Origin of the sequence: Paenibacillus sp. FSL E2-8871, from assembly GCF_038000345.1 — a bacterium.
Taxonomy (GTDB): Bacteria; Bacillota; Bacilli; order Paenibacillales; family Paenibacillaceae; genus Paenibacillus_AQ.
This window is the reverse complement of sequence record NZ_JBBOBV010000001.1, coordinates 30,929-55,274: the sequence shown is the minus strand read 5'-3', so window position 1 is coordinate 55,274 and position 24,346 is coordinate 30,929. Positions and strand designations below refer to the sequence as shown.

General features: G+C 43.8%; 25 protein-coding genes and 1 other RNA gene. 12 read left to right on the top strand and 14 right to left on the bottom strand.

Features of this window, described 5'->3' with window-relative positions; all coding sequences use genetic code 11:
• Positions 1-261 precede the first annotated feature (261 nt).
• The 3 genes from NYE25_RS00295 to NYE25_RS00285 form a co-directional block, all read right to left on the bottom strand.
• A complete protein-coding gene (locus NYE25_RS00295; RefSeq protein WP_042186839.1) occupies positions 262-651 on the bottom strand; it encodes a DUF1499 domain-containing protein in 390 nt (129 codons plus the stop codon).
• Between the two features lie 159 nt (positions 652-810).
• A non-coding RNA gene (ssrS, locus tag NYE25_RS00290) (6S RNA) lies at positions 811-1,002 on the bottom strand.
• Positions 1,003-1,105: 103 nt separating this feature from the next.
• Positions 1,106-1,930, bottom strand: a complete 825-nt coding sequence (locus NYE25_RS00285; RefSeq protein WP_042186837.1) for a YesL family protein — start codon at positions 1,928-1,930, stop codon at positions 1,106-1,108.
• A gap of 186 nt (positions 1,931-2,116) precedes the next feature.
• Here NYE25_RS00285 and NYE25_RS00280 point away from each other — a divergent pair, with 186 nt between their 5' ends.
• Positions 2,117-2,212, top strand: a complete 96-nt coding sequence (locus NYE25_RS00280) for a hypothetical protein (protein WP_042186834.1) — start codon at positions 2,117-2,119, stop codon at positions 2,210-2,212.
• Positions 2,213-2,331: 119 nt separating this feature from the next.
• Here NYE25_RS00280 and NYE25_RS00275 read toward each other — a convergent pair whose 3' ends face one another.
• Positions 2,332-3,978 (bottom strand): DEAD/DEAH box helicase, encoded by a 1,647-nt coding sequence (locus NYE25_RS00275; RefSeq protein WP_076283171.1) that lies wholly within the window; start codon positions 3,976-3,978, stop codon positions 2,332-2,334.
• A gap of 332 nt (positions 3,979-4,310) precedes the next feature.
• On the opposite strand from NYE25_RS00275, the gene NYE25_RS00270 reads away from it, so the two are divergent.
• The 4 genes from NYE25_RS00270 to NYE25_RS00255 all read left to right on the top strand — a co-directional run bounded on the left by NYE25_RS00270 (position 4,311) and on the right by NYE25_RS00255 (position 8,481).
• Entirely contained in the window at positions 4,311-5,132 is an 822-nt protein-coding gene (locus NYE25_RS00270; RefSeq protein ID WP_076283172.1) for a YitT family protein, read from the top strand.
• 192 nt (positions 5,133-5,324) lie between these two features.
• Positions 5,325-5,513 (top strand): hypothetical protein, encoded by a 189-nt coding sequence (locus NYE25_RS00265; protein WP_036689649.1) that lies wholly within the window; start codon positions 5,325-5,327, stop codon positions 5,511-5,513.
• A gap of 230 nt (positions 5,514-5,743) precedes the next feature.
• On the top strand, positions 5,744-6,952 hold the full coding sequence (locus tag NYE25_RS00260; protein WP_076283173.1) for a putative glycoside hydrolase: 1,209 nt from the start codon (positions 5,744-5,746) through the stop codon (positions 6,950-6,952).
• Positions 6,953-7,107: 155 nt separating this feature from the next.
• Positions 7,108-8,481 carry an MATE family efflux transporter gene (locus tag NYE25_RS00255; protein ID WP_341144810.1) on the top strand — a complete coding sequence of 458 codons (1,374 nt, stop codon included), beginning with the start codon at positions 7,108-7,110 and terminating at the stop codon, positions 8,479-8,481.
• Positions 8,482-8,545: 64 nt separating this feature from the next.
• Here NYE25_RS00255 and pfkA read toward each other — a convergent pair whose 3' ends face one another.
• Both pfkA and NYE25_RS00245 read right to left on the bottom strand, forming a co-directional pair.
• Positions 8,546-9,517: a 6-phosphofructokinase gene (gene pfkA / locus NYE25_RS00250; protein ID WP_042126307.1), complete on the bottom strand. Its 972-nt coding sequence runs from the start codon at positions 9,515-9,517 to the stop codon at positions 8,546-8,548.
• Between the two features lie 66 nt (positions 9,518-9,583).
• A complete protein-coding gene (locus NYE25_RS00245) occupies positions 9,584-10,666 on the bottom strand; it encodes a tetraprenyl-beta-curcumene synthase family protein (RefSeq protein ID WP_283911226.1) in 1,083 nt (360 codons plus the stop codon).
• A 201-nt stretch (positions 10,667-10,867) separates the two neighbouring features.
• Here NYE25_RS00245 and NYE25_RS00240 point away from each other — a divergent pair, with 201 nt between their 5' ends.
• Positions 10,868-12,115, top strand: a complete 1,248-nt coding sequence (locus NYE25_RS00240; protein ID WP_341144809.1) for an MFS transporter — start codon at positions 10,868-10,870, stop codon at positions 12,113-12,115.
• Positions 12,116-12,327: 212 nt separating this feature from the next.
• Here the strand turns inward: NYE25_RS00240 and NYE25_RS00235 are convergent, their stop codons facing one another.
• Positions 12,328-12,525 carry a cold shock domain-containing protein gene (locus tag NYE25_RS00235; RefSeq protein ID WP_042126303.1) on the bottom strand — a complete coding sequence of 66 codons (198 nt, stop codon included), beginning with the start codon at positions 12,523-12,525 and terminating at the stop codon, positions 12,328-12,330.
• A gap of 174 nt (positions 12,526-12,699) precedes the next feature.
• Between NYE25_RS00235 and NYE25_RS00230 the strand changes: the two genes are divergently transcribed.
• The 6 genes from NYE25_RS00230 to NYE25_RS00205 all read left to right on the top strand — a co-directional run bounded on the left by NYE25_RS00230 (position 12,700) and on the right by NYE25_RS00205 (position 17,377).
• The gene (locus NYE25_RS00230; protein WP_036689271.1) at positions 12,700-12,933 is read left to right on the top strand and encodes a hypothetical protein; all 234 of its coding nucleotides are present in this window, start codon (positions 12,700-12,702) and stop codon (positions 12,931-12,933) included.
• A 6-nt stretch (positions 12,934-12,939) separates the two neighbouring features.
• A complete protein-coding gene (locus NYE25_RS00225; protein ID WP_167348490.1) occupies positions 12,940-13,110 on the top strand; it encodes a hypothetical protein in 171 nt (56 codons plus the stop codon).
• Between the two features lie 220 nt (positions 13,111-13,330).
• The gene (pepF, locus tag NYE25_RS00220) at positions 13,331-15,121 is read left to right on the top strand and encodes an oligoendopeptidase F (RefSeq protein ID WP_042186822.1); all 1,791 of its coding nucleotides are present in this window, start codon (positions 13,331-13,333) and stop codon (positions 15,119-15,121) included.
• A gap of 87 nt (positions 15,122-15,208) precedes the next feature.
• Positions 15,209-15,520, top strand: a complete 312-nt coding sequence (locus NYE25_RS00215) for a LapA family protein (RefSeq protein ID WP_042186819.1) — start codon at positions 15,209-15,211, stop codon at positions 15,518-15,520.
• A gap of 2 nt (positions 15,521-15,522) precedes the next feature.
• Positions 15,523-16,563, top strand: coding sequence for a M42 family metallopeptidase (locus NYE25_RS00210; RefSeq protein ID WP_042193612.1), 1,041 nt, complete (start codon positions 15,523-15,525; stop codon positions 16,561-16,563).
• Positions 16,547-17,377, top strand: coding sequence for a hypothetical protein (locus NYE25_RS00205; protein ID WP_341144808.1), 831 nt, complete (start codon positions 16,547-16,549; stop codon positions 17,375-17,377). The genes NYE25_RS00210 and NYE25_RS00205 overlap by 17 nt, the downstream gene beginning before the upstream one ends.
• A gap of 54 nt (positions 17,378-17,431) precedes the next feature.
• On the opposite strand, the gene NYE25_RS00200 is transcribed toward NYE25_RS00205, so the two are convergent.
• The 7 genes from NYE25_RS00200 to NYE25_RS00170 are packed head-to-tail and all read right to left on the bottom strand — an operon-like array spanning position 17,432 to position 24,191.
• The gene (locus NYE25_RS00200; protein ID WP_445667111.1) at positions 17,432-17,917 is read right to left on the bottom strand and encodes a tetratricopeptide repeat protein; all 486 of its coding nucleotides are present in this window, start codon (positions 17,915-17,917) and stop codon (positions 17,432-17,434) included.
• A gap of 39 nt (positions 17,918-17,956) precedes the next feature.
• The gene (locus NYE25_RS00195; protein WP_341144807.1) at positions 17,957-19,894 is read right to left on the bottom strand and encodes an ABC-F family ATP-binding cassette domain-containing protein; all 1,938 of its coding nucleotides are present in this window, start codon (positions 19,892-19,894) and stop codon (positions 17,957-17,959) included.
• A 54-nt stretch (positions 19,895-19,948) separates the two neighbouring features.
• A complete protein-coding gene (locus NYE25_RS00190; RefSeq protein WP_076283179.1) occupies positions 19,949-20,551 on the bottom strand; it encodes a TetR/AcrR family transcriptional regulator in 603 nt (200 codons plus the stop codon).
• An 11-nt stretch (positions 20,552-20,562) separates the two neighbouring features.
• Positions 20,563-21,366 carry a DUF92 domain-containing protein gene (locus NYE25_RS00185; RefSeq protein WP_341144806.1) on the bottom strand — a complete coding sequence of 268 codons (804 nt, stop codon included), beginning with the start codon at positions 21,364-21,366 and terminating at the stop codon, positions 20,563-20,565.
• A gap of 23 nt (positions 21,367-21,389) precedes the next feature.
• Positions 21,390-22,013 (bottom strand): fumarylacetoacetate hydrolase family protein, encoded by a 624-nt coding sequence (locus tag NYE25_RS00180; RefSeq protein WP_042186808.1) that lies wholly within the window; start codon positions 22,011-22,013, stop codon positions 21,390-21,392.
• 36 nt (positions 22,014-22,049) lie between these two features.
• Positions 22,050-22,781 (bottom strand): glycerophosphodiester phosphodiesterase, encoded by a 732-nt coding sequence (locus tag NYE25_RS00175; protein WP_445253225.1) that lies wholly within the window; start codon positions 22,779-22,781, stop codon positions 22,050-22,052.
• 21 nt (positions 22,782-22,802) lie between these two features.
• Positions 22,803-24,191 carry a CapA family protein gene (locus tag NYE25_RS00170; RefSeq protein ID WP_341144805.1) on the bottom strand — a complete coding sequence of 463 codons (1,389 nt, stop codon included), beginning with the start codon at positions 24,189-24,191 and terminating at the stop codon, positions 22,803-22,805.
• Between the last annotated feature and the right edge of the window lie 155 nt (positions 24,192-24,346).

Here is a 24,346-nt window from a genome sequence, read left to right as displayed (position 1 = left end):
TACTTACTTATCACTGCAAGCATAAATGCCTTTGTCGTCCTTACAAGGGCGACAATGTGTTTATGCGAGAAATATAAGACATAAAGTATAGGTGTAGAACTTATACTTTCTTATATTTTGAAAAAAGCGGAAGAAGGTCCATCCTTCTCCCGCTTTTTTTGTAATAGAAAGATTTATCGATAATATCCAGAGCAGTCATCATTTTCGTAAACGCATTCATACAATCCCTAAGTAAGAAGGTTTAGTAAGAATCTCTGAAAATTAGTCTGCTTTGTATTTTCCTAATTTTTTGTCCAAAGATGCATATAACCGCTGAATGACACGGTAATTAGCACCCAAATCACCTAGCGAACCTCTAGATGCAGAGTACATATCTACGCCACAACGAACAGGTGTGGTATTGAGCACAGAGACAGTAATGTCCAGTGTACGGCCGAATGCCGTTCTCTTCTCCAGAGTGATCTCACCTACTGACTCCACTTCATGAAGCACCTTGAATCCAGGAATCTTCTTAAGCGTTGATGAAACTTCCTCCCAAGCTTTGTCTTTCGTAAGATTGTAATAACGCGTTTTTAATGTCGGATCTTTTGCGCGGTCGCTTGTTCCATCATGACTACGGAATAAACCGACCAAGGTTCTTTTTAACGACAAAATTCTTCCCCCTCTACAAATCCCAAGTTCATTATTCTAAGTGTAACACTCTTGTCTCAGGAACAAAAGGGTATTACTCACTTTCTCCTTGTTCCAGACACACAAAAAAGCGCCCGTTCCCAACTTTCACGGGATACAGGGCGCTTTGGCCTAAACAATAGAAAACCCGCTTATGCCGTCCGGCTACAGTGTCTTCTGAACCTGCTAGAGCAGGTGGGTGATCGCAGAAAACGTTTTTGAATTCCCCAAGTCATATAGACAGGGCTGTTCAGCTGCGCTTCGTGTAGATCTCCCAAGACATTATCATTGGTTCAAAACAACGAGCAACCGTAACGAACATCGCAGGATTTGTTATTATTATATTGCGTTTTAACGAAAAAGTAAACCTGTATGCGCTTTATTTTACACTGGAATTAAATTACTGACGATTTCCAATGTTTAATACTCGTCTTTGTTAAATACGTTTTACATCTTTATCCTCAACATCATCTTCATAATCATCATCGTCATCGTCGTCATCCTCTTGATTGTTCAAAGCAGCTTCTCGCTCTTCTTCCTCTTTCAGTTTCTTCTGCTCCACCTGCAATTGCAGTTTATTATAGGTAGCATAGAAGTTAAAGAAAGCAGCCATCGCAATCAACGTTGGAATACAGATGAAATACAGCGCTGGATATCTAAGACCAATATAAGCTAGCACTGCAGCTGCAATCAAAGTTGAGAACACGCGAATTGGACGTGCTATAGTCAGCAATATTGAGTTAGTCATCACTTGTTTAAAGCTCATTTGATAATGAACGACAATAGAAAAGAAGTTAAACATGGACACTGATAAAATAATCATGAGCACTAACATCAAAATACCAACAATTCTGAAGTTAGGCATTTGTGTCATGTAAACCGTTACATCGACGTACATAATAACGAACATCAATGTGTAGATAATTCCACCGAGCATACTTTTTAAATAATTCTCTTTATACCCCTGAAAAAACGTACGAAAAGTTCCTACATCCGTGTTCCCCATAACCCATTTGCGCACAACGGTAAATAAAGCCGCCGAAGCAGGAAATACTGTAAATGGCGCCAGAATCCCCATAGCCCAGTTCAATGTGAGCTGCTCATTTACTCCACCTGAGCTTGTCCCAAGCATCATCAATTTCATCAATCCAAAAAATAAAAACGGGGCGGAACATAGTGCCCATAAGATATTACTAGCTGCGATACGTGTAATCCATTCTGTGATGCGGTATAAACCACCCATTGCTCCTTTAAACTCCAATTCCCTTCCTCCTCTGTCTCTTGCATACTGCTTATCTTAACTATACCTCATTTGACCTACTCTTTTCCATAGCCCAACTTTCTGAATTCTAGGTCATCGTCTATACATTAAGTCTATAAAGTCCATATATTGGGATTGTGACCATAAGAATTCCCAAAATCACCACAATCTAAAGGAGGTTATTGTATGTCCTCACCTGTTGGCTACGGCGGCTGGACTTCGACTGGTACGATCCTCGTATTGTTTATCCTGCTCGTTATCATCACTCGTACTTTCATTTAAATAAGCTGCTAATTCAATAAACACCCTTATATTTCAGCAAAAAGAAGACGAGAACCGCTATTCGGCATCTCGTCTTCTTATATTTTGATAAATCATCCCCCGCGGGTTCTGATCAAGTATTAATTATCGAAATCTTCGCGTTTTGCTGGACGTGTGCTTGTGCTGCTTGGGCGAGTAGATGGTTTGCGGTCCGCACTGCGGTTCGCTCCACCATCACGGCTAGCTGCGCCATCACGGTTGCCTTTATAGCCACCGCCATAACCGCCACTGCCACTACCATAGTTACTGCCACCGCTGCTGTAGCCACCACGACTTCCGCCACCGTTGTTGTCACGGTTTCCACGGTATCCACCAGTGCTGCCACCGGAAGTTCCACGGTTACCACCATAACCACCATTAGGTTTGCGGCCACTGCGAATGTCGTTCTTACCGCCACGACGTTTAGCACGGATTGGATCTTCAGGAGTCAATTCAATTGCAGAATCCTTCTTATCACCAGTCAGAAGCTTCATTGCAGCTGATAGCAATTGAACGGAATCATATTGCTCAAGCAATTGAATAGAAATACCTTTGTACTCATTCAATTCACCGTTCTCAACCATTTCAAGCAAACGTTCTGCTGTTACGCGTTGTTTACCTTCAATAGCCTCAGCCATAGTTGGCAATGGTTTACGAGTAATACGGTGACGAGTAACGCGTTCGATCAAATGCAGGTGATCCATTTCGCGTGGAGTAACGAAAGACCAAGCTGTACCTTCTTTACCAGCGCGACCAGTACGACCGATACGGTGTACATAGCTTTCTGGATCTTGCGGCAAGTCAAAGTTAATTACATGAGTAACGCCGGATACGTCCAAACCACGAGCCGCTACGTCAGTAGCTACCAGCACATCAATGCTGCCATCACGGAATTTACGCATTACAGCATCACGTTGGTTCTGAGACAGGTCACCATGCAATCCATCAGCAGAGTATCCACGTTTTTGCAAAGCTTCTGCAAGCTCATCAACCCGGCGCTTCGTGCGTCCGAACACGATTGCAAGCTCAGGTGATTCCATATCAATCAAACGACTAAGCGCTTCGAACTTTTGACGTTCAGGTACTTCAACATATGCTTGATCAATCAGCGGAGCACTGATTTGTTTCGGAATAACGGAGACGTGTTGCGGGTTGTTCAGGAATTGCTGTGCAAGACGTTGAATGTTTGGAGGCATTGTAGCCGAGAACAACATAGTTTGACGCTCTTCAGGAACGAGCTTGAGGATTGTCTGAATATCTTCCATAAAGCCCATATCCAGCATTTCATCTGCTTCATCCAATACAACAGTTTGAACATCATCCAAACGAATGGTTTTACGGTTGATATGGTCAAGCAAACGTCCAGGTGTACCAATAATAATTTGTGGTTTCTTCTTAAGACCACGGATTTGGCGACCAATATCTTGTCCGCCATAAATTGCCAACGAACGAAGACCTTTAAAACGGCTTAGCTTACCGATTTCTTCTGATACTTGAATGGCCAACTCACGTGTTGGTGCCATGATAAGTGCCAGAATTTTTTCGTCTTCGCGATTAATCTTCGAAATGAGGGGGATACCAAAAGCAGCAGTCTTACCTGTACCAGTCTGTGCTTGACCGATCAGATCCGACCCAGTCAATGCCAATGGAATTGACTGCTCCTGTATCGGTGTTGCCTCCTCAAATCCTAACTCTGTGATTGCTTGTAGCACTTTTGGCTCCAAGCCAAATTCTGCGAATGTTTTCAAATTATTCATGCTCCTTCTATACAGTGGACATTCCACATGCTTGTCTGTATTCTTAAGTAGCGGTAAACACATTTATATGCTGTCCAATCATGCTCTTTTTTCTGCATGATATAGCGCTTTTGGGACGAAAAGCCTCCCTTTCATCAGGTACTTCATTGTACCTGAGCAACTGTAGCTTTACATCCGATGCAATGCAAAAATACCATTGTAACGTCCTACTCAAGAATATCCTGTACATTATATCACAACTCTAAGTAGGAATACCAGTGGGTTCCTTTCTTTTCATTGCATACATGGTTTATTTTTAAATTTATATATAGAGGTGGATTTGCTTGTTAAGACAGATTTGGAATTGTATTGCAGTTATTTTTGGGGCAGCGTTGATCGCCAGTGGATTTAATCTTTTTCTAATCCCTCATCGCTTACTCAGCGGAGGAGTATCCGGGCTTTCGATGTTAGTGGGTTACTTTACACCACTAAACATAAGCCTCTTGTACTTTCTCTTTAATATTCCATTGCTTGTAGCTGGTTGGTTCCAGCTAGGCCGGAGATTTATTATGCTAAGCATGTTATCCGTTGTGGCAACAACCTGGTTCTTGACGATCATTCCCGAATATTTGGTAGCTACTGATATGCTGCTTTCTTCTGTATTTGGTGGCGTGCTGGTCGGTATTGGCTGTGGCTTCAGCTTCCGTGCAGGTGGTTCATCCGGAGGTTTTGATATCCTGGGATCCATCATCACTAAATTCCGCGATTTCCCAGTTGGAAACGTGGTGGTTAGCTTAAACGGACTCGTTATTCTTGCCGCGGCATATTTTGATAACAACTGGAACTTGGCTCTTGCATCGATGGTATCTATATATGTAACTGGTAAGGTACTGGACATGATTCACATCAGCCATTTAAAGGTAACCGTATATATAGTAACAAATCGTACAGATGAGCTCCTTCAGCATCTAATGGGGCTTCAACGTGGTGTCACAAAGATTAAAACAGAAGGCGCTTATTCTCATGTTGAAAAGGACATGCTAATGACAGTAACAACCCGCTACGAACTTGCTGAACTGCAACGTATTATCCGCACGACAGATCCTCAAGCATTTGTAAATATTGTCGAGACAGTTGGTGTTATGGGCTCCTTCCGAAAAAGATAAAAACTGGCAATGAAAAGTATTAATTTGGAAAATGCACCAATCACAGAATTGTGATATATTATAATCACGCAGAACCCTAACAATTTCATAAAGATTGAGATTTACCCCTCTTTTTTCCAAGCACTTCGTTTTCCGATGATTACTGAATTCCATTCAGACCTATCGAAAAAGGAAAGGGTGATTTTTGTGGAAATGGAAACGGTAAAGCTGTCAGCAATCGTCATGAGGTGGTATCCTGATATGATGCCGTTTCTCAAACAGGACGAATTAAATTCCGTAATCGTTCTGCGTGACGGGCTTAGTATTCTGGAACCTGCAGATGCCATGGATATCATCCATTACAGTATCTGTGAACATCAGAATTCTGCGTATCTTCAATGAGTAAGCCGCAAGAGAAGTCTTGATAGTTGCCGCCTTAAGTTCGGCCATGTTGCCGTTTTGAGGCGGCATTTACTTTTTAACAATACGTTTAGAATCTGTGCGTCCCGGTTATATACATCAAGGATGGATTTTCAGACCCGATCTGAGCCAACATTATTACAACACTGTTCTTTTTAGAAGCAACCGTTCCTATATAATTTAGGAAATGTACATAAAGGGAGAGAATACGAATGAACATCACCTGGGCTCTACTGATGATGGCCTTGGGAAGTGTAGGCGTGCAACAGAATCAACATGACGCTGAAGTGGCAATTGCATTGAAGTCCGCCATGAATCCCCCCATCATCGCTACGCAAAATAATAATTCAAATGGTTCAACTCCAGCTCCAAATGCTACAGCAGAAGCAAATGACTCACAAAGCATGCTACACGCAGATCCTCAGCCGGATGCGCCAAAAGTAAAAGGCATCTATGTTACCGCATACAGTGCCGGTGGAGAACGAATGGAAAAGCTTCTTTCTTTACTTGATCAGACGGAACTAAATTCTATGGTCATCGACATTAAGGATGATGCAGGTTACATCACGTACAAAACCGATAATCCTGAACTTCAGAAACTCGGTAATCCGCAGCCATTTATTGGCGACATTAACAAACTGATGGAAAGATTGAATAAACATGATGTATATCCTATCGCTCGAATTGTTGTCTTTAAGGACTCTATACTTGCCAAAAAGAACCCGCAATTATCCTTTGTTAATGCAGACGGCACAGTATGGAAGAATAAAGGCGGCGATAGCTTTGTTAATCCTTATAATGAAGATGTCTGGAAGTACAATGTCGATATCGCCAAAGAAGCTGTCAAACTCGGCTTTAAAGAAATTCAATTCGACTATGTGCGCTTTCCTGAAGGATTCGAAAAACGTGCAGACACACTTAAATACACCAAAACCAGCGATTCTCGCGTAGATATCATTTCTAATTTTGTGAAATACGCAAAAGCAGAGCTTGCTCCACTTGGTGTTCGTGTATCCGTAGATATTTTTGGATATGCCGCATCTGCTCCTGCTGAGGGCATAGGACAAGACTTCGTTAAAATATCCAAGAATGTGGATGTCATCAGCCCGATGATTTATCCGAGTCATTATTCAACGGGATGGTTTGGAGTGAAAGAGCCTGACTTAGATCCGTATGCTACCATTAAAGGCTCCATGGTTGATACCCATAAGAAGCTTGATCCTCTAGGCAGCTACAAACCTGTTATTCGTCCTTGGATTCAAGATTTTACAGCAAGCTGGCTCGGAAAAGGTCATTATATTAAATACGGTAAAAAACAGGTGGAAGATCAAATACGCGCTTTAAAAGATGAAAATGTAGAGGAGTTTCTACTCTGGAACGCCAATAACCGATATACCTCCGATGTCGATTATGAGAAATAATGTATATAGCCCTAATTATGTATAATTGAAATCAGGTATGATATATAAAGATAAAGATAAAGATAAAGACCCGGCATTTGCCGGGTCTTTTAATGGAGAAAAAGGGAACTTTTACTGTAATCATTAAAAACCAACAAAGAATGAGGCAAAGAACGATGATACAAACCACCTCTTTAAAACAAAAAGCAATGCAATTCTTTCATATTTTATTTCCAATTCTGGTTACACAGATTGCTTTGTCAGCGATAACCTTCTTTGATACAAACATGTCAGGTAAGTTTGGTACAGCCGATCTGGCAGGTGTGGCGATAGGAACCAGTCTCTGGATCCCAATTCAAACGGGCTTAAGTGGAATCCTTATGGGGATTACCCCCATCGTCTCTCAGCTTATCGGAAGCAAAAAAGAAAAGGAAGTAGCCTATCAAGTCACACAGGGAATCTGGTTATCACTGATCGTCTCTGTAATTGTCTTACTAATCGGGAGCTTCGCCTTGTCACCTATCCTTAATTTTATGAATCTGGAGCCGACTGTAAGAGATGTTGCATTTCGTTTCCTAAATGCGATCTCCTTCGGAATTATCCCGCTGTTTGGATATACAGTTCTCCGTAGTTGTATAGACGCTCTGGGACAAACACGAGTGTCCATGTTGATCACACTCATAGCCCTACCCGTGAATGTTGGTTTGAACTACTTACTAATCTTCGGAAAATTCGGGTTTCCTCGACTTGGTGGTGTTGGAGCTGGAGTGGCATCAGCTATCACCTACTGGGTAATTTTTTCGGTTGCCCTGCTGTTCATTTATCGGGTAGAACCCTTTGCAAGCCTTAGAATCTTCCGAAAGTTCTTCTTTATATCGCTAAAAAGCTTCAAAGATCTACTGAAGATCGGTGTACCTATTGGCTTCTCGATTTTTTTTGAAACTGCAGTGTTCTCCGCTGTAACCTTGTTGATGAGTCGGTTCGATACTGTAACGATTGCAGCTCATCAAGCAGCCATTAATTTTGCAACTACGTTATATATGATTCCGCTCAGTATCTGTATGAGCCTTACCATTCTCGTCGGCTTCGAGACTGGATCCGGCAGGCAAAAGGATGCCCGTCAATATGCCATTATGGGAATTGGACTTGCGGCTATCCTCTCCCTGGCAACTGCACTCCTGCTCTTATTTGCTGGCCATCATGTAGCTGGTTTATACACTGATGAACCTGATGTCATATCATTAATTCAGCATTTCTTAATCTATGCGATCTTTTTCCAGATTTCCGATGCGATTGCAACACCTACACAAGGAGCACTTCGTGGCTATAAGGATGTTAATCCAGCCTTCATTATTTGCTTTATAGCTTATTGGGTTATAGGGCTTCCTACAGGCTATGTACTTGCTACTTATACGGATCTAGGAGCTTATGGTTATTGGATCGGCTTGATCACCGGCCTTGCGATTGGGGCTACATTGCTCTTGACTCGGCTTGTTAAAGTTCAACGCCGTTATGCCATACAATATACAGACGCTCAAGCACATCACTAATAATCAAAAGAATACAAAAAAGGAACAGTGCGAAATTCGCAGCTGTTCCTTTTTTGTGTGTTAATTATTGTGAAAGACGGGATGCAAGCTCGTACAACTCCACGTCAAAGTCTTTCTTCGTATTCACTACAAGATCGATATCTGTAAGGGTTAGTTCTCCCTTGATGATACCGCAACCTTTATCAGACTCACCTTCAATTAGTTTACGAACGGCAAAGTCACCAAGACGGCTAGCAAGGTTCCGGTCTCCAGGTGTTGGTGTTCCTCCCCGCTGAATATGTCCAAGTACAGTAACCCGTGCATCCAGAGAAGCATGACGATCTTTCAATGCTTGGGCCACATCTTCGCCTTTACCCACACCTTCTGCAACGATGACGATACTGTGACGTTTACCTCTGACAAAGTTGTCGCGCATACGATCCGCAACTTCATTCAAGTCATATGGCATTTCTGGCACGAGAATTGTTTCTGCTCCAGAAGCCAGACCTGCATGTAGCGCGATATCTCCACAATGACGTCCCATAACTTCTACAATGGAAGAACGCTCATGGGAGGACATCGTGTCACGCAGCTTGTTAATAGCATCTACAACAACACCAACTGCTGTATCAAACCCAATGGTGTAATCCGTGTAGGAAATATCATTATCAATAGTTCCCGGTAATGCCATCGTCTTGATACCGAGTTTACTTAGTTTATTAGCACCTTTATAAGAACCATCTCCACCTATAACCACTAGGCCATCGATGCCCATTTCATTAAGAATATCTGCACCCTTTTGCTGACCTTCTGGTTTTGTGAACTCCAGACATCTTGCAGATTGCAGAATGGTTCCCCCACGTTGAATAATGTCACCAACACTGCGAAGATCCATAGGGAAGATATCGCGATTCAGAAGACCTTGATATCCACGTTGAACTCCAAAAACTTCAATGCCATAATAAAGTGCGCTTCTTACAACCGCACGAACAGCGGCGTTCATACCTTGTGAATCTCCACCACTAGTCAGTACTGCAATTTTTTTGATTTTTGACATTCTGTTGTTCCTCCTTAAAGTTGTGCAATGCCCCATCCGTTGTATAGGTGAAGCTTCGCAGCCTTGTTACAAAAAACGATTGCGTATCCAGCGGCTATTAGCGAAGAAGAACAGCCTTGTAAGCGGACTTCCTCTCATCAGGCTTTTAGACACAGTGCGAACTTCCCGCTGTTCGCTAACTTTCGGATCAGATAAATAAAGTGCCAGCAATCCCTCAATCACCATACGATGCATAGATGATTCCGGAAGTTCACGTACATCCTTACGGGCCCACTCAACCATGGAAGCGATCCGACTTAACATGGTATCCGTGTCGTCATAATAATTGCAGAAATTAAGATCGCCGCCTGCTCGGTCCTCTTCCTGATCAATCAAATAATCCAGCATAATGTGCAATCCACAAACATGTGGAAAATATGCAGCTCGAATCGATTCCGAAGAAGACTTACTTAGCTTCGGATCACATGCAGATAGAAAAAGCATGAATACGCCTAAAGTAGAGCCCGTTGCAGCTGCAAACTCGTTCCAATGCAGATGCGGAGCACGGCTACCCTGCTGCTCCCACCATTCCTTCAGGGCTGTTTCCCTGAGTTCCGGGCGGATATGCTTATATACCTGCAAATCTGTATACAGCACAGCCAAATCACGAATCTCCGCTGCAGCAGCGGAATAACCTGGCAGCAAAGAGATCATCTCCTGGCATTTTCGAACTAGCCTATACAAGTACCCGCCGTCATTCTGTTCATCGCGAAGCGCATAATAATTGACAGGTTCAGCGTTTGGATCAATGGCATCCAGCATAGATTGATGCAGCAGCCTGAAATCTGCAGGATCAAGCGAAGTGCTGCGATCACATAAGTTATCTAGATAATCACTGATAGTTTGATAAGCAACAATAAGCGGAATAAGTATATGTCTCATCGATAAATTGCCGGCGGCATAAATACCTCCACCTATGCAGTGAAACTCCTTTGTTTCAATGCTGGCAAGTGCTTGCTTCCGGAGCTCGGGATCGGGAATCCCATTCGCATCTTGGCGCCAGAAGTGCAGACTTTCTCTCACTTCAGGCAGCACGTACTTATAGACCCTGTTCATAAGCCCAATAGGGCCACGCGGGCTAAGGTAACGGCCTTGCTCTAATTCACTCAATGATAGTGCCTCCACATTGTTGTCTCCTTATCCAAATCACCACTTATTATAATATGATCAGACGTATTTGTACAAACAACAAAATCACTTTCGTAAAATTATGAAAGATTCAGAAATAACGCAATTCAAGAATAAAACACATAACCCTCCATTGCTTTATGCTATACTAGCCATATTTCAATCTCAGAGGAGTGCACTTTCATGTTTTTAAAACGGACCGGAAGCCCTTACAGTGATCAGAATTGGCTTCGTTCCTTTCTTTTTACGATTTATGGCACTAGCGTTCTTGTAGTATCCTACTTTCCTTTATTCTACACACATTTAGGATTTAGCAGTTCTCAGGTGGGCTACTTGTATTCTCTCGGTCCCCTCATCTCCATCCTATCCAATCTCTTCTGGAGTATGATGAGCGATAAGCTAGGTACCATTCGAAAAATCATGTTTATTTTACTCGCTGGGCAATTAGTTACCGGACTTCTATTAGCCAGAGCAACCGAATTTTCTTCCGTTATGCTTATTTTGTCCTTTTTCTACTTCTTCTATTACCCAGTTTTTCCGCTTGCTGATACAATGGCCATCAAAATTGCGGAGCGACACGGACGAAACTTCATTACAATTCGTGTATTTGGCTCATTAGGCTATTCTTTCTTTGCTTTAACTGTCGGTTATGCGCTTAGAGCTTTAGGTGCTACTTGGAGTCTTACCTTATGTATTATTATCATTATAATCGCACTTCTAATTACAATTGGCCTCAAGGATGTCAAAAAAACTGTTCCAGAGCTCCCCAATCAGAAGGCTGTTACTACCAAACCAGGCAAGAAAGAGCATGGGCTTAAAGATATCCTTTTGCGAAAAGAAGTGCTGTGGTTCTTCGGATGTGTCTTTGTACTCGCACTGGGCCATAGAATGAACGAAGCTTTTCTCACCATCAGTTTAAAGAACCTGGGCGCTGGTGAGGAAGTGATCGGTTGGGCATTACTTGCCTCGGCACTAAGTGAAATCCCTGTATTATTTATACTCGGCAAATATGGCGACAAATTTAAAGAACTGCCCTTATTAATTTTAGCCAGTCTCATGTATGCCCTTCGCTTTCTACTAATGGCGCTCGCCGATCACCCAGGCTCTATAATCGCGATTCAAGCCTTGCATAGCCTGACATTTGGCGTCTTTTTTGTAACATGTGTCCGCTATATCACTCGGATTATTCCTGATCGTCTCCGAGCAACCGGTCTTGCAATCTACACAGTTGTTTGGTCAAGTGCAGCTGGACTTCTAAGTGGTACATTTGGTGGAATGATCTATCAGGAAGCTGGACGCTTCACCTTCTATATGGTAGCGGTTGGCTTCAGCCTTCTTGCTTTTGTAGGCTTTTTAGGACAGCATTTATTGGATACCCATCGAGATTCAATGCGCTATTTCAAAAATAAGAACAAAAAAGCTTCCCTATAATAGAACACTTCTGATACTCAAAAATATTAAAAGGTCTTTGCTATCCCTTCACTTGGGAATGCAAAGACCTTTCATCTAAATTGATGTCTATTAGACGTAAAAAAACACAGTTCCCGAAAGAACTGTGTTCTATAGTTGGTAACCACTCTCGCAAGGGCTTGCCAAGTAAATTATATATTTATCGTAGACAGCTTAACTGTCTTTGCCGTTTCTTATAATTTTACTACGTTTTCAGCTTGCGGTCCACGATTACCATCAGTGATATCGAATTCTACTTCTTGACCTTCGTCCAAAGTTTTGAATCCTTCACCTTGAATTGCTGAGAAGTGTACGAATACATCTTCGCCGCCTTCTACTTGAAGAAAACCATAACCTTTTTCTGCGTTAAACCATTTTACTGTACCTTTCAATTGAACAACCTCCTAAAAATAACCGCCATATATGGCGTATAACTATATTATACTGCAATCTTCTACTCAAATCAATCTATCTGGATCTTTAAATATGTGATTTAATTTGCTTTTCCCTTGACCAGTGCGTTATCATTGAGCCAAAAGCCAAAAATCGCCAGGGTGGTAATGATAATGATCAAAAAACATGAAATATACAAAACAGACAAATGGAATATGATGACGGTAGAAGTTCAAGGACGTTATATCGTACTTCGCGAAATCTCCGATCAATGGGGAGAAGAAACACATACTTTCCTTAGTCGTCCAGCTATGATGCAGTGGGTGAACAACCGATTCAACAAAGAATCTTATAAAGATAATGAAGAAGAGTATAAAAATATCATCGCAGCTTTCAAACAGGTATAACAGAATATGAACACAGAAAATATCGCGATTTATGTTGTCCTAGTCTTATGTCTAGGCGCAGTTCTAATTATGACCAAGGATCGTGTCCCGCCGCAGTTTAAGCGGGGCATGGCCTTAACTGCAGTCATTATGATTCTGTTCGCCTTCATCTTTGTTATTTATAGCTTATTGGCATAACTTATACTTTCATATATTTAAAGAAGACTAAATATTAATAATCAGGACTTAATAGGGCATAATAAGCCGACTCTACTTTCAAGAGGAGGATGTTATGCCTATTTCACCCAAGTCCATCCCTCTTCTACTTGTGCTCAGCTTGCTACCGGGTGATTTATCATCTACAGTATTGCCGAGGGAGATTATGCCTACTACATCTCATCATTCTAGGAGGGTTTCTATGGAAAAATTATTGAAAAGAAGCGAAGTACCTGCTGAGAATCGTTGGAAGCTTGAAGATGTGTTTGCTTCTCAGAAGGATTGGGATGCAGAATTTGCTGAAGCTAAATCCTTAATCAAAAAAGCTGCGGATTTTCAGGGTACACTAGATTCCGCGGATGCTCTAAAAAAATGTTTTGAAATGGATGACAAGCTGTCCATCCTAACTGAACGACTCTTCGTGTATGCACATATGCGTCAAGATGAAGACACAGCTAATCCTGACTCTCAAGCTTTGTCCTCCAAAGCGAAAAAGCTTGGTATTGAAGCAGGTGAAGCCTTATCTTTTGTAACCCCAGAAATTCTGGCGTTGCCAGTTGAGAAGTTGGACCAGTTCATCGCTGATCCGAACCTATCCGCTTATAAATTCACCTTAACAGAAATGAAACGTGAAAAAGCCCATGTGCTTTCTAAGGCTGAAGAAGCACTGCTAGCTCAGGTCGGAAATTTAGCTCAAGCACCTCAGAATATTTTCAGTATGCTGAACAATGCGGATCTGAAATTCCCTAAGATCAAAGATGAGGATGGCAAAGAAGTTGAGCTGACTCATGGCAACTATATCAAGTTTCTCGAAAGTAACGACCGTGAGGTTCGCCGAAATGCTTTTAAGGCAGTCTACGATACCTACCGGAAGCAGAAGAACACTATCGCAGCAACGCTTAGCGCCAATGTGAATAAAAATGTGTTCTACTCACGAATTCGCAAATATCCTTCTGTAATGGAAATGTCACTCTATGGTGATAACATTCCTAAAGAGGTTTACACCAACTTGATTGATACGATTCACGAAAGCCTTCCATTGATGCACCGTTATATGAAACTGCGTCAGAAGCTGCTGGGTGTCGATGAGTTACATATGTATGATCTGTTTGCACCGCTTGTTGATGAATATAAATTAGATATCACCTATGAAGAAGCCAAGAAAATCACTAAAGAGGGTCTCAAACCGCTCGGTGAAGATTATCTGAACGTGCTGCAAAAAGGCTACGACAACGGATGGATCGATGTGTATGAGAACGAGAATAAACGGTCCGGGGCTTACAGCTGGGGGCCATACGGTACGCATCCTTTCGTACTGCTGAACCATAATGATAATTTAAACAGTATGTTTACACTGGCACATGAGATGGGCCATGCATTACACTCGTATTTTTCGGATAACGCTCTGAATTATCGGGATGCGCAATATACGATTTTCCTAGCAGAGGTTGCTTCTACTACTAACGAGGCACTGCTAATGGATTATTTACTCAAAAAGTCTACAGATCCTAAAGAAAAAATGTATTTGCTCACCTACTATGCTGATCAGTTCCGGACAACGATTTTCCGGCAGACGATGTTCGCTGAGTTCGAGAAAATCATTCATCAGCGTGTTGAAGAAGGTGAATCGCTTACTCCACAAGATCTTTCGAGCATCTACTATGACCTGAATGTTAAATACTATGGTAAAGAAATGGTTGTAGATCAGGATATCGAGATGGAATGGGCGCGGATTCCGCATTTCTATAACAGCTTCTATGTTTATAAATACGCAACCGGCTTCTCAGCAGCGACTAGCTTTGCCAAACAAATTCTTGAAGAAGGTAAACCTGCGGTAGATCGTTACCTCGGCTTCCTGAAGAGTGGCGGCAGTGACTACTCCATAAATATTCTGTCTAAAGCTGGTGTTGATATGTCTTCTCCTGAGCCGATTCGCGAAGCGATGAGTGTCTTCGAAGATGTTATCGCTCAAATGGAACAGTTGACCAAATAAGGCAGAGAGCTTAGTATTGCATTAATCCCTTGCCCTATTTGGGCAAGGGATTTTATTCTGTTATATCCCCTGAGGAGGAAGAATTCAATGAGAATTCAATGGTCTTTAATTGCAGGTCTAATCTTTGCGCTGCTAACAGCCATATTTGCAGTCATCAACGTGGATCCCGTTCAAGTCAATTTCGGTTTTGATGTAGTTAATATACCGCTGATCCTAGTTATTCTGGGCTGCGCGTTAATTGGTGGAATCATCGTGGGTTCTTACGGTATTTTTCGCCAGTACAAACTACAAAAACAAATTAAAAGCTTAAATGCTGAGCTAACCAAACTTCGTGATGCCGACACTTCTTTAGATTCTTTTAACACAGACAATGATGGCCTAACAGGAGGACTTAACTAATGATTACTATTCAACCAAACGAAGATTACATACTCTCAATCCTAAAAAAATTGCTGGATACACCGAGCCCCAGCGGCTTCACAGCACAAGTAATGAACCTTGTTGCCGAAGAAGCGGCAGCATTAAATGTACCGCTAAGCTGGAATGAAAAAGGCGGCGTAATTCTAACCGTCCCAGGCCTAGATCCTTCCCGTACTATCGGCATCAGCGCTCACGTGGATACACTTGGAGGCATGGTTCGCTCTATTAAATCTGATGGTACACTGCGACTGACCTCTGTTGGTGGCTTCACTATGCACAGCATCGAGAATGAATACTGCGTGATCCATACCCGCAGCGGCAGAACCTATACTGGAACCATCTTAACCAGCCATCCATCCGTTCACGTATATCCAGATGCTCGTGATTTCAAACGTTCAGAGGAGAACATGGAAGTACGGATTGATGAGCTAGTATCTAACAAAGAAGATGTACTTAAGCTAGGCATCTCCGTTGGTGATTTCATTTCCTTCGATGCACGTGCGGTGATTACACCTAGCGGGTATATTAAATCCCGACATCTGGATGACAAAGCGAGCGTTGCTGCCCTTCTTGGCCTGCTGGAAAGCATGAAGCGCGAAGGTTGGAAACCGCTCCACAACCTTTCTTTCCTCATCTCCAACTATGAGGAAGTGGGACATGGCACAGCTTGGATTCCTGGCGAGATTAATGAAATGATCGCAGTCGATATGGGCGCCATGGGCGACGATCTTAGCTGTAAAGAAACCGATGTGTCCATCTGTGCAAAAGATTCTTCCGGCCCTTATGATTATGTTATGACTGGCCGTTTGATTGAGCTGGCAGAAGCACTTGCTATTCCTTATGCCGTTGATATCTATCCAATGTACGGCTCCGATGCTTCCGCTGCCCTTCGAGGCGGCAATAATATTCGTGCCGCACTGATCGGCCCAGGCGTACACGCCTCCCACTCCATGGAACGTACACATAAGCAAGCTGTAGTAAACACTGCTAAGCTTCTCGCTGCTTATGTGGGCACTAACTGAGGCAAGTACTGGCAAGTTAAAGCAGCTCTGGAGACGTAGACAATGGCTGATAGTCTCACTTCTGCTGCTCATGATAGCAGCATCAGCAATCTCGATGTTCCTGTTTTCCAGAAGCCACAAGGAAAATCACTTTGATGGTCTTCCACACGCTTACACTTATTTAGAGACCGTGAGTGCAGAAAATGTTCAACTCTATATGATGTCACTTTCACCCGAAGATATTAAACTCAGAGCCGCTGGTGCCCCCCTTCAGCAGGTGATTGCTTATGGGATTAATGGAGGCTTCTTCTATGGAGATGCACTTCTATCCATTGCTATCATGAATGATATCCCCACTAACGGTGTTAAAAAGGCGTACGGCTCCGGCTGGTTAAACGCTAAATATGCGCGCGGAACCCTGGTCTGGGATGGTGCCAGTCGTAGCTTTTCCGTACAGGTCGTCTCATCGGGAGAAGAATTGAACGTTACGGATCGCCAGCATTATTTTGCGCAAGGCGGCATTAGTATGAATCTGCAGGATGAGGATCTCTGGGAAGATGTGATAGCGAAAGAACATCTTCCTTATTCGGATGAGAAACGAATGCGCTCAGGCATGCTGTATGACGATAATGGCAAGCTGTGGCTGATTGTTACGCCAACACTCTCGACGGCGGCAGAGTTCCGTTCAGCCATCCTACAGAGCGTGCCTGCTGAAGGTCTCGAAGGTATTTTTCTAGATGGTGATGGCTCCTCACAGATGAATGCTGATGAAATCATCTTACCTGGCGACTCTCGTGCCGTGGTGCAAATGATCGCGGTGGACGGAACGAAATAAAGCAAAAAGAAGCGATACTCTACTATTAGAGATCGCTTCTTTTTGTGATTTTATTCAATCCCAGACTTGCTCCAGCTTATCTGAGTAATATGAAATGGCCTTACTATAACTTCTTATTCCTTCATCCGCTGAGGTTTCAGCCAGCAATTTAAGTAACATCCCCATAGCCAGACTATGATCTCCGAGATTGTGCAAGGTCATTGCAAGGAACACCGGAAATTCCTTATTCTCTGGGTACTCTTGAATGGCCTGCTCCAATATTGCTTTGGAATTCTCATATTCTCCGAGTGTTCGGTAGGTGCTACCCAGTCCCAATAGAGCGCCGACTCTCTGCTCCGAAGATAAGCCTAGTGTTAAGCTTTTCTCATAATAGGGTACTGCCTCGCGTTCCAGACCGAGCACATCATGCGTCCAAGCTAATTGATACAGAAGTTCTGCATCATTACTATTCTGCTCATATAGCTCTAACAGCATCACTCTGGCTTCTTCAGCTTTACCTTCGTTTCGCAGGGCTAAAGCTTCCACAAGTTGATTCTCCAAACTGAGCACTCCCTTATTGTCACACTTGGACAATCCGTTTTATGCTTTACCAGCGATTTTCTCTGCAAGCTCATTCAGATAGGTCCAGCGCTCCATTAGACGCTCCAGCTCGGCTTCGGCAAGCCTCTGCTCTTCCACTAACTCCTGCAGTCTCCCAGAGTCAGCAAACGCTGCTTCCATCTCCGCACCAATATCAGTCAAGCGCTGTTCTGCAAGCTCGATCTGCTCGTCAATTCCTTCATATTCACGCTGTTCCTTAAAACTGAATTTGAGTTTGGTCTTGGAAGCTGATGATGCCGCTGTGTTACTGACTGTATCTGTAGTCTCTTTACGCTTTGCATTCCCGTCATCTTTGTTCGATTCTGCATGGCGTGAAGGAACATTATTGGCCAGCCATTCTTCATATTCCGTATAATCGCCAACATGAAGCCGAATTTCTCCATTTTCAAAGGCAATCAGCTTGTCTATAGTCCGATCCAGGAAATAACGGTCATGGGATACGGTAAAGACGACGCCCGGGAATTCATCCAGATAGTCTTCTAAAACAGCCAACGTGCCAATATCCAAGTCGTTCGTAGGCTCATCCAACAGCAATACGTTTGGTGCTCCCATCAATACACGAAGCAGATACAGGCGTCTTTTTTCGCCACCAGACAGTTTGGAAATCGGCGTCCATTGCATCGCAGGAGGGAACAAGAAGCGTTCGAGCATTTGGCCTGCGGTAATGACGCTACCATCAGCTGTACGTATGACTTCCGCTTCTTCCTTCACATATTCAATAGCTCGCATGCTGTCATCCATATCCTGATGTTCTTGCGTAAAGTAACCCAACTTAACCGTCGCACCAAGCTGAACCTCTCCCTTATCCGGCTGCAGCTTACCTGCAATTAGATTCAGAAGTGTTGATTTACCGCTACCATTTGGACCTACAATACCTACGCGATCTTGTGGTACAGCAATATAGGTCAGATCTTTAATCAACTGACGACCATCTAGCGATTTCGACAGTTCATTGATTTCAATGATTTTGCGACCCAAACGTGTGGATGCCACCGAAATATCCAGCGAACCGTTCGAACTGCTTCCTGTACTTTCTTTCAGCTTCTCAAAACGGTCGATTCTTGCCTTTTGTTTCGTTGATCGAGCTTTAGCTCCACGACGAATCCAAGCAAGCTCCGTACGAAGCAGGTTCTTACGCTTTTGCTCCGCAGAGGCTTCACGCTCTTCACGGTCGGCTTTTAGCTCTAGAAAACGGGAATAGTTGGCCTCATAACGGTATAACTGTCCTCCGTCCAGCTCTAGCATGACACTTGCGACACGCTCCAGGAAGTAACGATCATGCGTTACCATTAAGAGAGCGCCGCGCCGTTTCTGTAAATATTGCTCTAGCCAAGCCACGGAGTCCGTATCAATATGGTTCGTAGGCTCATCCAGAATAAGAAGCTCAGATGGCGTAATCAGGGCAGCCGCAAGTGCTACACGTTTCCGTTGACCACCAGACAGCGTATCCATCAGCGCATCGAATTTCACTATACCCAGCTTAGTAAGTACGCTCTTAGCTTCACTCTCCAAATGCCAAGTACCTGCTGCATCGATAGCCTGCCCAATCCGCACCAGTCTGCCTTCCAGTTCTGCATTACCTGGCTCTTGTTCAAGGCGAGACATGATCTCCATATACTCACGCATGGTAGCAAGATCTGGATCATCTCCGGCGAAGACCTGTTGCAGTACCGTATTTGTCGGCTCATAAGGAGGGTTCTGTGCTAAGTACTGCACTCGAACATTATTTCCGATCGCAATTTGCCCACCATCCGGGGTATCCAGACCGGCAATAATACGTAAAAACGTTGATTTACCCGTTCCATTCACACCGATCAAACCAATTTTATCCCGATCGTCCATTCCAAATGAAGCATCACTAAAAAGTACTTTCTCTCCATAACTTTTGGAAAGATGTTCCACGGTCATAATATTCATGCTATTTCCTCGCTTGCCTTATATTTTCATAAAACCGGTCGCAGCATGAAGCTGCTATTCCACCGGTCTATCATCCTGACCTAAATTCAAGTAATCCATAGCCCCTTTAATAAAAAGACCCGCAGCGAAACCAGCGCGTTTATACGCATCTTCTTCCTTAAAAGATGGATCGAACAAAATATCCATCTTCAGTCGATCCAACATCCCTATGTAGGACTGCGCCATAAGCTCAGGCTCAGACACTCCGCCCTCCAGCAATACCTTCACCACTGCCTGCATATATTCTTCCATAAAAAGCGTCATATACGCCACAAGCTCTGGGTTATTGTTCGGTGCGCGGAAAAAGAGCTTCGTGTGTCGCTTACGCTCATAATAATAGTAAAGATGATGTTTGGCGATAATTGACAGTTTACCTGCCAAAGTATCACTAGCCTTCAGCTTTTCCTGTAATTGCTGAAGGAATCCCTCACAATCCCGGCGCGTTACCGCCATGAACAATTCTTCTTTACTCTTGAAGTATAAATAAACGGTGCCCTTAGCAATTCCGGCCTGAACCGCAATTTCCGACATCTTCGTTTCATAAAATCCACCTGAACCGAAGAGCTCGTATGCGGCATCCAGAATGGCAGTATGTTTATGATTGGACGTGCTGCTCATCGGTTCCTCCTTTAAAACATAATCCCACACAATAAGGCAATAGCCCCTCCGAAGATAGAGCTAATAGCATTGACTGCATCATTAGTCATCCACTTCCAGCCACGTGCGTATTCAACCTTTTTACCGCAGTGATGTGTACTTTCCACTTCGCGTCCGCATATGGTGCAACGATTCATCTGCTGAACGGTTGCCCCTAGAATAGAATCCGTGAACGCACCCGCAAGTCCTCCAGTAAGTCCTGCCAATGTAAGCAACAAGAAGGATTGATCTGGCATGCCGGATATCATCCGCAGCAGCCATGAAGATGCACCGATAAGTGCACCTCCTGCGGCGGCGGCCAGCGTACCCAGGCTGGATACACCACCCGAGGCACCGGCCGGAAGTATTTTACCTGTCAGGACAGACCGAGGCGGCTTCTTGCTGAGTGTGCCAATCTCCGTAGCCCATGTATCAGAGGTTACCGTTGCCATAACGCCGATAAATAAAAATTCCCAATGTTCCATCGGAACAATCGCATTCAATAGAACGAAAACCATCCCAAGCCCACCATTAGCAAAGACCTGCCCAGCATCTCGGCGACCTGTCTTGGCATAAGCCAGCTCAAGCTCTGCCTTATTATCATGATGAAGCTTAGACAACAGGCTTGAAGAGATGAAAAAAACCAACAATATTCCAAACCAAAAGGCATTTCCAGCACCAAAATAAATGGTCCCCATGGCTACCGCGGCAAGCATGCCGGAAAGGCTTAAGGATTGTTTCCTATAAGCCGCCCCCGCAACTAACAAAGCGCCAAAGGCGCCGATAATCCATAACATAGATTCATCTCCAACAGATGTTTTTAGCCGATCAGGCAAGTCCCCATCAGCTTGTCACCCCAGTACAATTCAAACGAATCTCCTGATACGGTAGAGCCTACACCTTCTGGTGTTCCTGTGAATATCACATCATCTTTACCCAGCCCGTAACGCGCAGCGATAAAATCGACAATTTTTTGGAGCGAAAAAATCATATTTTTAACATTACCTCGCTGAACTTCAACACCATTTTTTAAAACCGTGAAATCCGTTCCTTCCAGCTCTTCCTTGTCAGGAAACGCAATGTAAGGTGTGAGTGGAGCAGCGTTCTTAAAGCCTTTAGCCGGAGTCCAAGGCAGACCTTTCTTCTGCAGATCATTATGCACATCACGCAGTGTGAAATCCAGTCCCAGAGCCATAACATCCACCAAATCCTCCACGCTCATACCCGGTACATAATCACGCGCGATCCGTAGCACAAGTTCTCCTTCATAATGAACCTGACCTGAATCCTTTGGAAGCTGAATGACTGCTTTATCGAGGGAAACCGCCGCATGTGAGGGCTTCAAAAAAATGAGTGGCTCTACGGGGACATTATTTCCTAATTCCTCCGCATGTAGCTTGTAGTTCCGTCCAACACAATACAAATTATTAACAGCAGCGCACACAGACAATCAGCTCTCTTTCCCATCGAATTGGATTATTTATACTTTTAAAAATGTATCGCCCCATATATCCGGACGGTTTGTACAAATCATTATATCAGAATGCATATCTGCTAAGCGACGCATCTCTTTTCCTTTGTTCACTGTCCAAGCCATAATCTTCACACCTTGCTCCGTCAAAACCTTAGCCAATCTAGGATTTAAACGCGAGAAGCTAATCGACAAAAGAGAACACTCCAGTTCATGCAGCCTTCGAGCAGGATTACCAAACCTTGAATCAAAAATTAAGCCTGTACGAAAGCGGGGGTCTATTTCCTTGATTTTTTTCAACACATCTGTGTCAAAAGAGGTCAAAATCACGTCGTCCCGCATGCCTTTAGAGGAAATAAGATCCGTCACCTTCTGTTCGATGCCAGGATACATATTGCCCACTGTTTTCAGTTCAATATTGAGACGAAGTCTACCGGAGGCTAATGAGAGCACCTCTTCCAAGGAAGGCACCCGCTCTCCCCGAAAAGAACGCCCTTTCCAGCTACCCGCATCGAGACGCCGGATATGTTCCCAATCCATATTCTTCACCTTACCATGACCATTGGTTGTACGGTCCAGTGTAAAGTCATGAATGACAACAGGAACACCGTCCTTCGAGAGCTGGACATCCAATTCCATCCAGTGTACAAAAGGCATGGCAATGGCCATCCGGATCGCTGCTAATGTATTCTCCGGAGCTTTACCGGAAAATCCCCGATGGGCAACACATAAATTGTTCATCATAAGGACCTCCCAGGAACCCTATTTTGTAACTTGAGTCACTTTGCCGTCACTGTTGATCTTAACTCGACCAGCAGATAAAGACTCTATTTTTTTCAGCAAAAGCTGTCCGTTCACCTGATTCATGGGCACGGGCTGAGCTAGCTCAGCAGTCATAGGCTTCAGCTGTAATGAACATTGACCTTTTTTACTACATTCCGCCTGAAATACAGCAGTTTCCCAAGTGGCAGGTACCGTTGATCTCGTAAAAATAAAATTACCAGTGCTGTAGGCGATCCACTTGCCTTTGTACGGCTCCACACCTTGCAATACATGTGGGTGACCACCAATGACAAGATCAGCTCCCGCATCGACAAAGCTACGTCCAAGGGTCTGCTGAGTATTATCGAACTGCTCTACCCGTTCTTTACCCCAATGGACAACTACGACAACCAAATCAGCTTTTTGTTTAGCTGCAGCAATCGCTTTAAGTCCTTCTCTACTATCATATACTGAAGCAAGCCCGGGTTTATTTTTTCCCGCCATCCAATCAGATGCAGGAATCACCCGTGTGAACCCCAGCAAGGCGATCTTAATCCCTTTACGCTCAAAATATTGCGCTGAGAATGCTTCTTTACTATTGAGTCCAGCACCAACATAAGGAATGCCTCTTTCCGAGAGATGACTCAGCGTGTCTCGCAGGCCTTCCTCCCCTTGATCAAGCGTGTGATTGTTCGCCATATTTACTGCATCCACTCCGGCTGCTTTAAGAGCATCTAGTGCTTTGGGCGAGCCTTTGAATACGTATTGCTTATTAGCGGCGCCAACCCCACCCGTGGTCACAGGAGTCTCCAGATTCACAATCGTAAGATCATCCTTCTTGAACATTCCATCGAGCGCGGCATACGAATAGTCGTAACCTTTCTTTTCGAGCAATTCCCCGGCTTTCCCCGAAAAAATAACATCTCCACCAAAATTCAAGGTCACTGTATTGCCAGAAGCCTGGTCATCTGATGGAAGTCCAGACACAGAACCACCATCTGCGACTTGGGAGCTACCTTCATCTGGCGAAGGGGTCTCAGTTGGTACAGGCGCCTGTGTTTCAACATTTTCTTCTCTCTTTGGCTCTGGTGTAGGTGTAGCTTCCGGGGTTACCGTTGGTGAAGGGATGGGAGACTCCGTGGCTTCAGGCGTTGCAGTCACTATAGGTGCTGTCTCCTGAGCAGTACTATTCGGCGTAGGCGAAGCCGTCATTTGCGCCACTGGAGGTGGCTCAGAACTTCCCTTGAATCTGTCATCCATAAAACTATAGCTGAGCGCCACAATAATCAACAGAAGTAGACCTGCATTGACCCACATCCAGGCCGTTCTGCGCTTACGTTTGCTCTTATGTTTGTTCTTCTGTCTAGAACGCGATCGCGGCGGATACATTGTTTCTATGATCTCCTCTACTCTCAAATTGGTTCTATTATAGCATACCTAGCACCTGTCCCTCCAAATACGAGAGTCCATTAAAATAGTATAATCTAATATTTAAACAAAAACGGTGAAGCAAAAAAATCTTCGCTTCACCGTTCATTATATAA

Excerpts from the sequence above, each read along its gene's own strand:
- NYE25_RS00205 (WP_341144808.1), top strand. The coding sequence starts at position 16,547 with ATGTGGGCACTAACTGAGGCAAGTACTGGCAAGTTAAAGCAGCTCTGG.
- NYE25_RS00265 (WP_036689649.1), top strand. The coding sequence starts at position 5,325 with ATGGAAACGGTAAAGCTGTCAGCAATCGTCATGAGGTGGTATCCTGAT.
- pfkA (WP_042126307.1), bottom strand. The coding sequence starts at position 9,517 with ATGTCAAAAATCAAAAAAATTGCAGTACTGACTAGTGGTGGAGATTCA.
- NYE25_RS00280 (WP_042186834.1), top strand. The coding sequence starts at position 2,117 with ATGTCCTCACCTGTTGGCTACGGCGGCTGGACTTCGACTGGTACGATC.
- NYE25_RS00185 (WP_341144806.1), bottom strand. The coding sequence starts at position 21,366 with ATGTTATGGATTATCGGCGCCTTTGGCGCTTTGTTAGTTGCGGGGGCG.
- NYE25_RS00230 (WP_036689271.1), top strand. The coding sequence starts at position 12,700 with ATGATCAAAAAACATGAAATATACAAAACAGACAAATGGAATATGATG.
- NYE25_RS00260 (WP_076283173.1), top strand. The coding sequence starts at position 5,744 with ATGAACATCACCTGGGCTCTACTGATGATGGCCTTGGGAAGTGTAGGC.
- NYE25_RS00190 (WP_076283179.1), bottom strand. The coding sequence starts at position 20,551 with ATGAGCAGCACGTCCAATCATAAACATACTGCCATTCTGGATGCCGCA.
- NYE25_RS00195 (WP_341144807.1), bottom strand. The coding sequence starts at position 19,894 with ATGAATATTATGACCGTGGAACATCTTTCCAAAAGTTATGGAGAGAAA.
- NYE25_RS00240 (WP_341144809.1), top strand. The coding sequence starts at position 10,868 with ATGTTTTTAAAACGGACCGGAAGCCCTTACAGTGATCAGAATTGGCTT.
- NYE25_RS00255 (WP_341144810.1), top strand. The coding sequence starts at position 7,108 with ATGATACAAACCACCTCTTTAAAACAAAAAGCAATGCAATTCTTTCAT.
- NYE25_RS00175 (WP_445253225.1), bottom strand. The coding sequence starts at position 22,781 with ATGAACAATTTATGTGTTGCCCATCGGGGATTTTCCGGTAAAGCTCCG.
- pepF (WP_042186822.1), top strand. The coding sequence starts at position 13,331 with ATGGAAAAATTATTGAAAAGAAGCGAAGTACCTGCTGAGAATCGTTGG.
- NYE25_RS00215 (WP_042186819.1), top strand. The coding sequence starts at position 15,209 with ATGAGAATTCAATGGTCTTTAATTGCAGGTCTAATCTTTGCGCTGCTA.
- NYE25_RS00225 (WP_167348490.1), top strand. The coding sequence starts at position 12,940 with ATGAACACAGAAAATATCGCGATTTATGTTGTCCTAGTCTTATGTCTA.
- NYE25_RS00170 (WP_341144805.1), bottom strand. The coding sequence starts at position 24,191 with ATGTATCCGCCGCGATCGCGTTCTAGACAGAAGAACAAACATAAGAGC.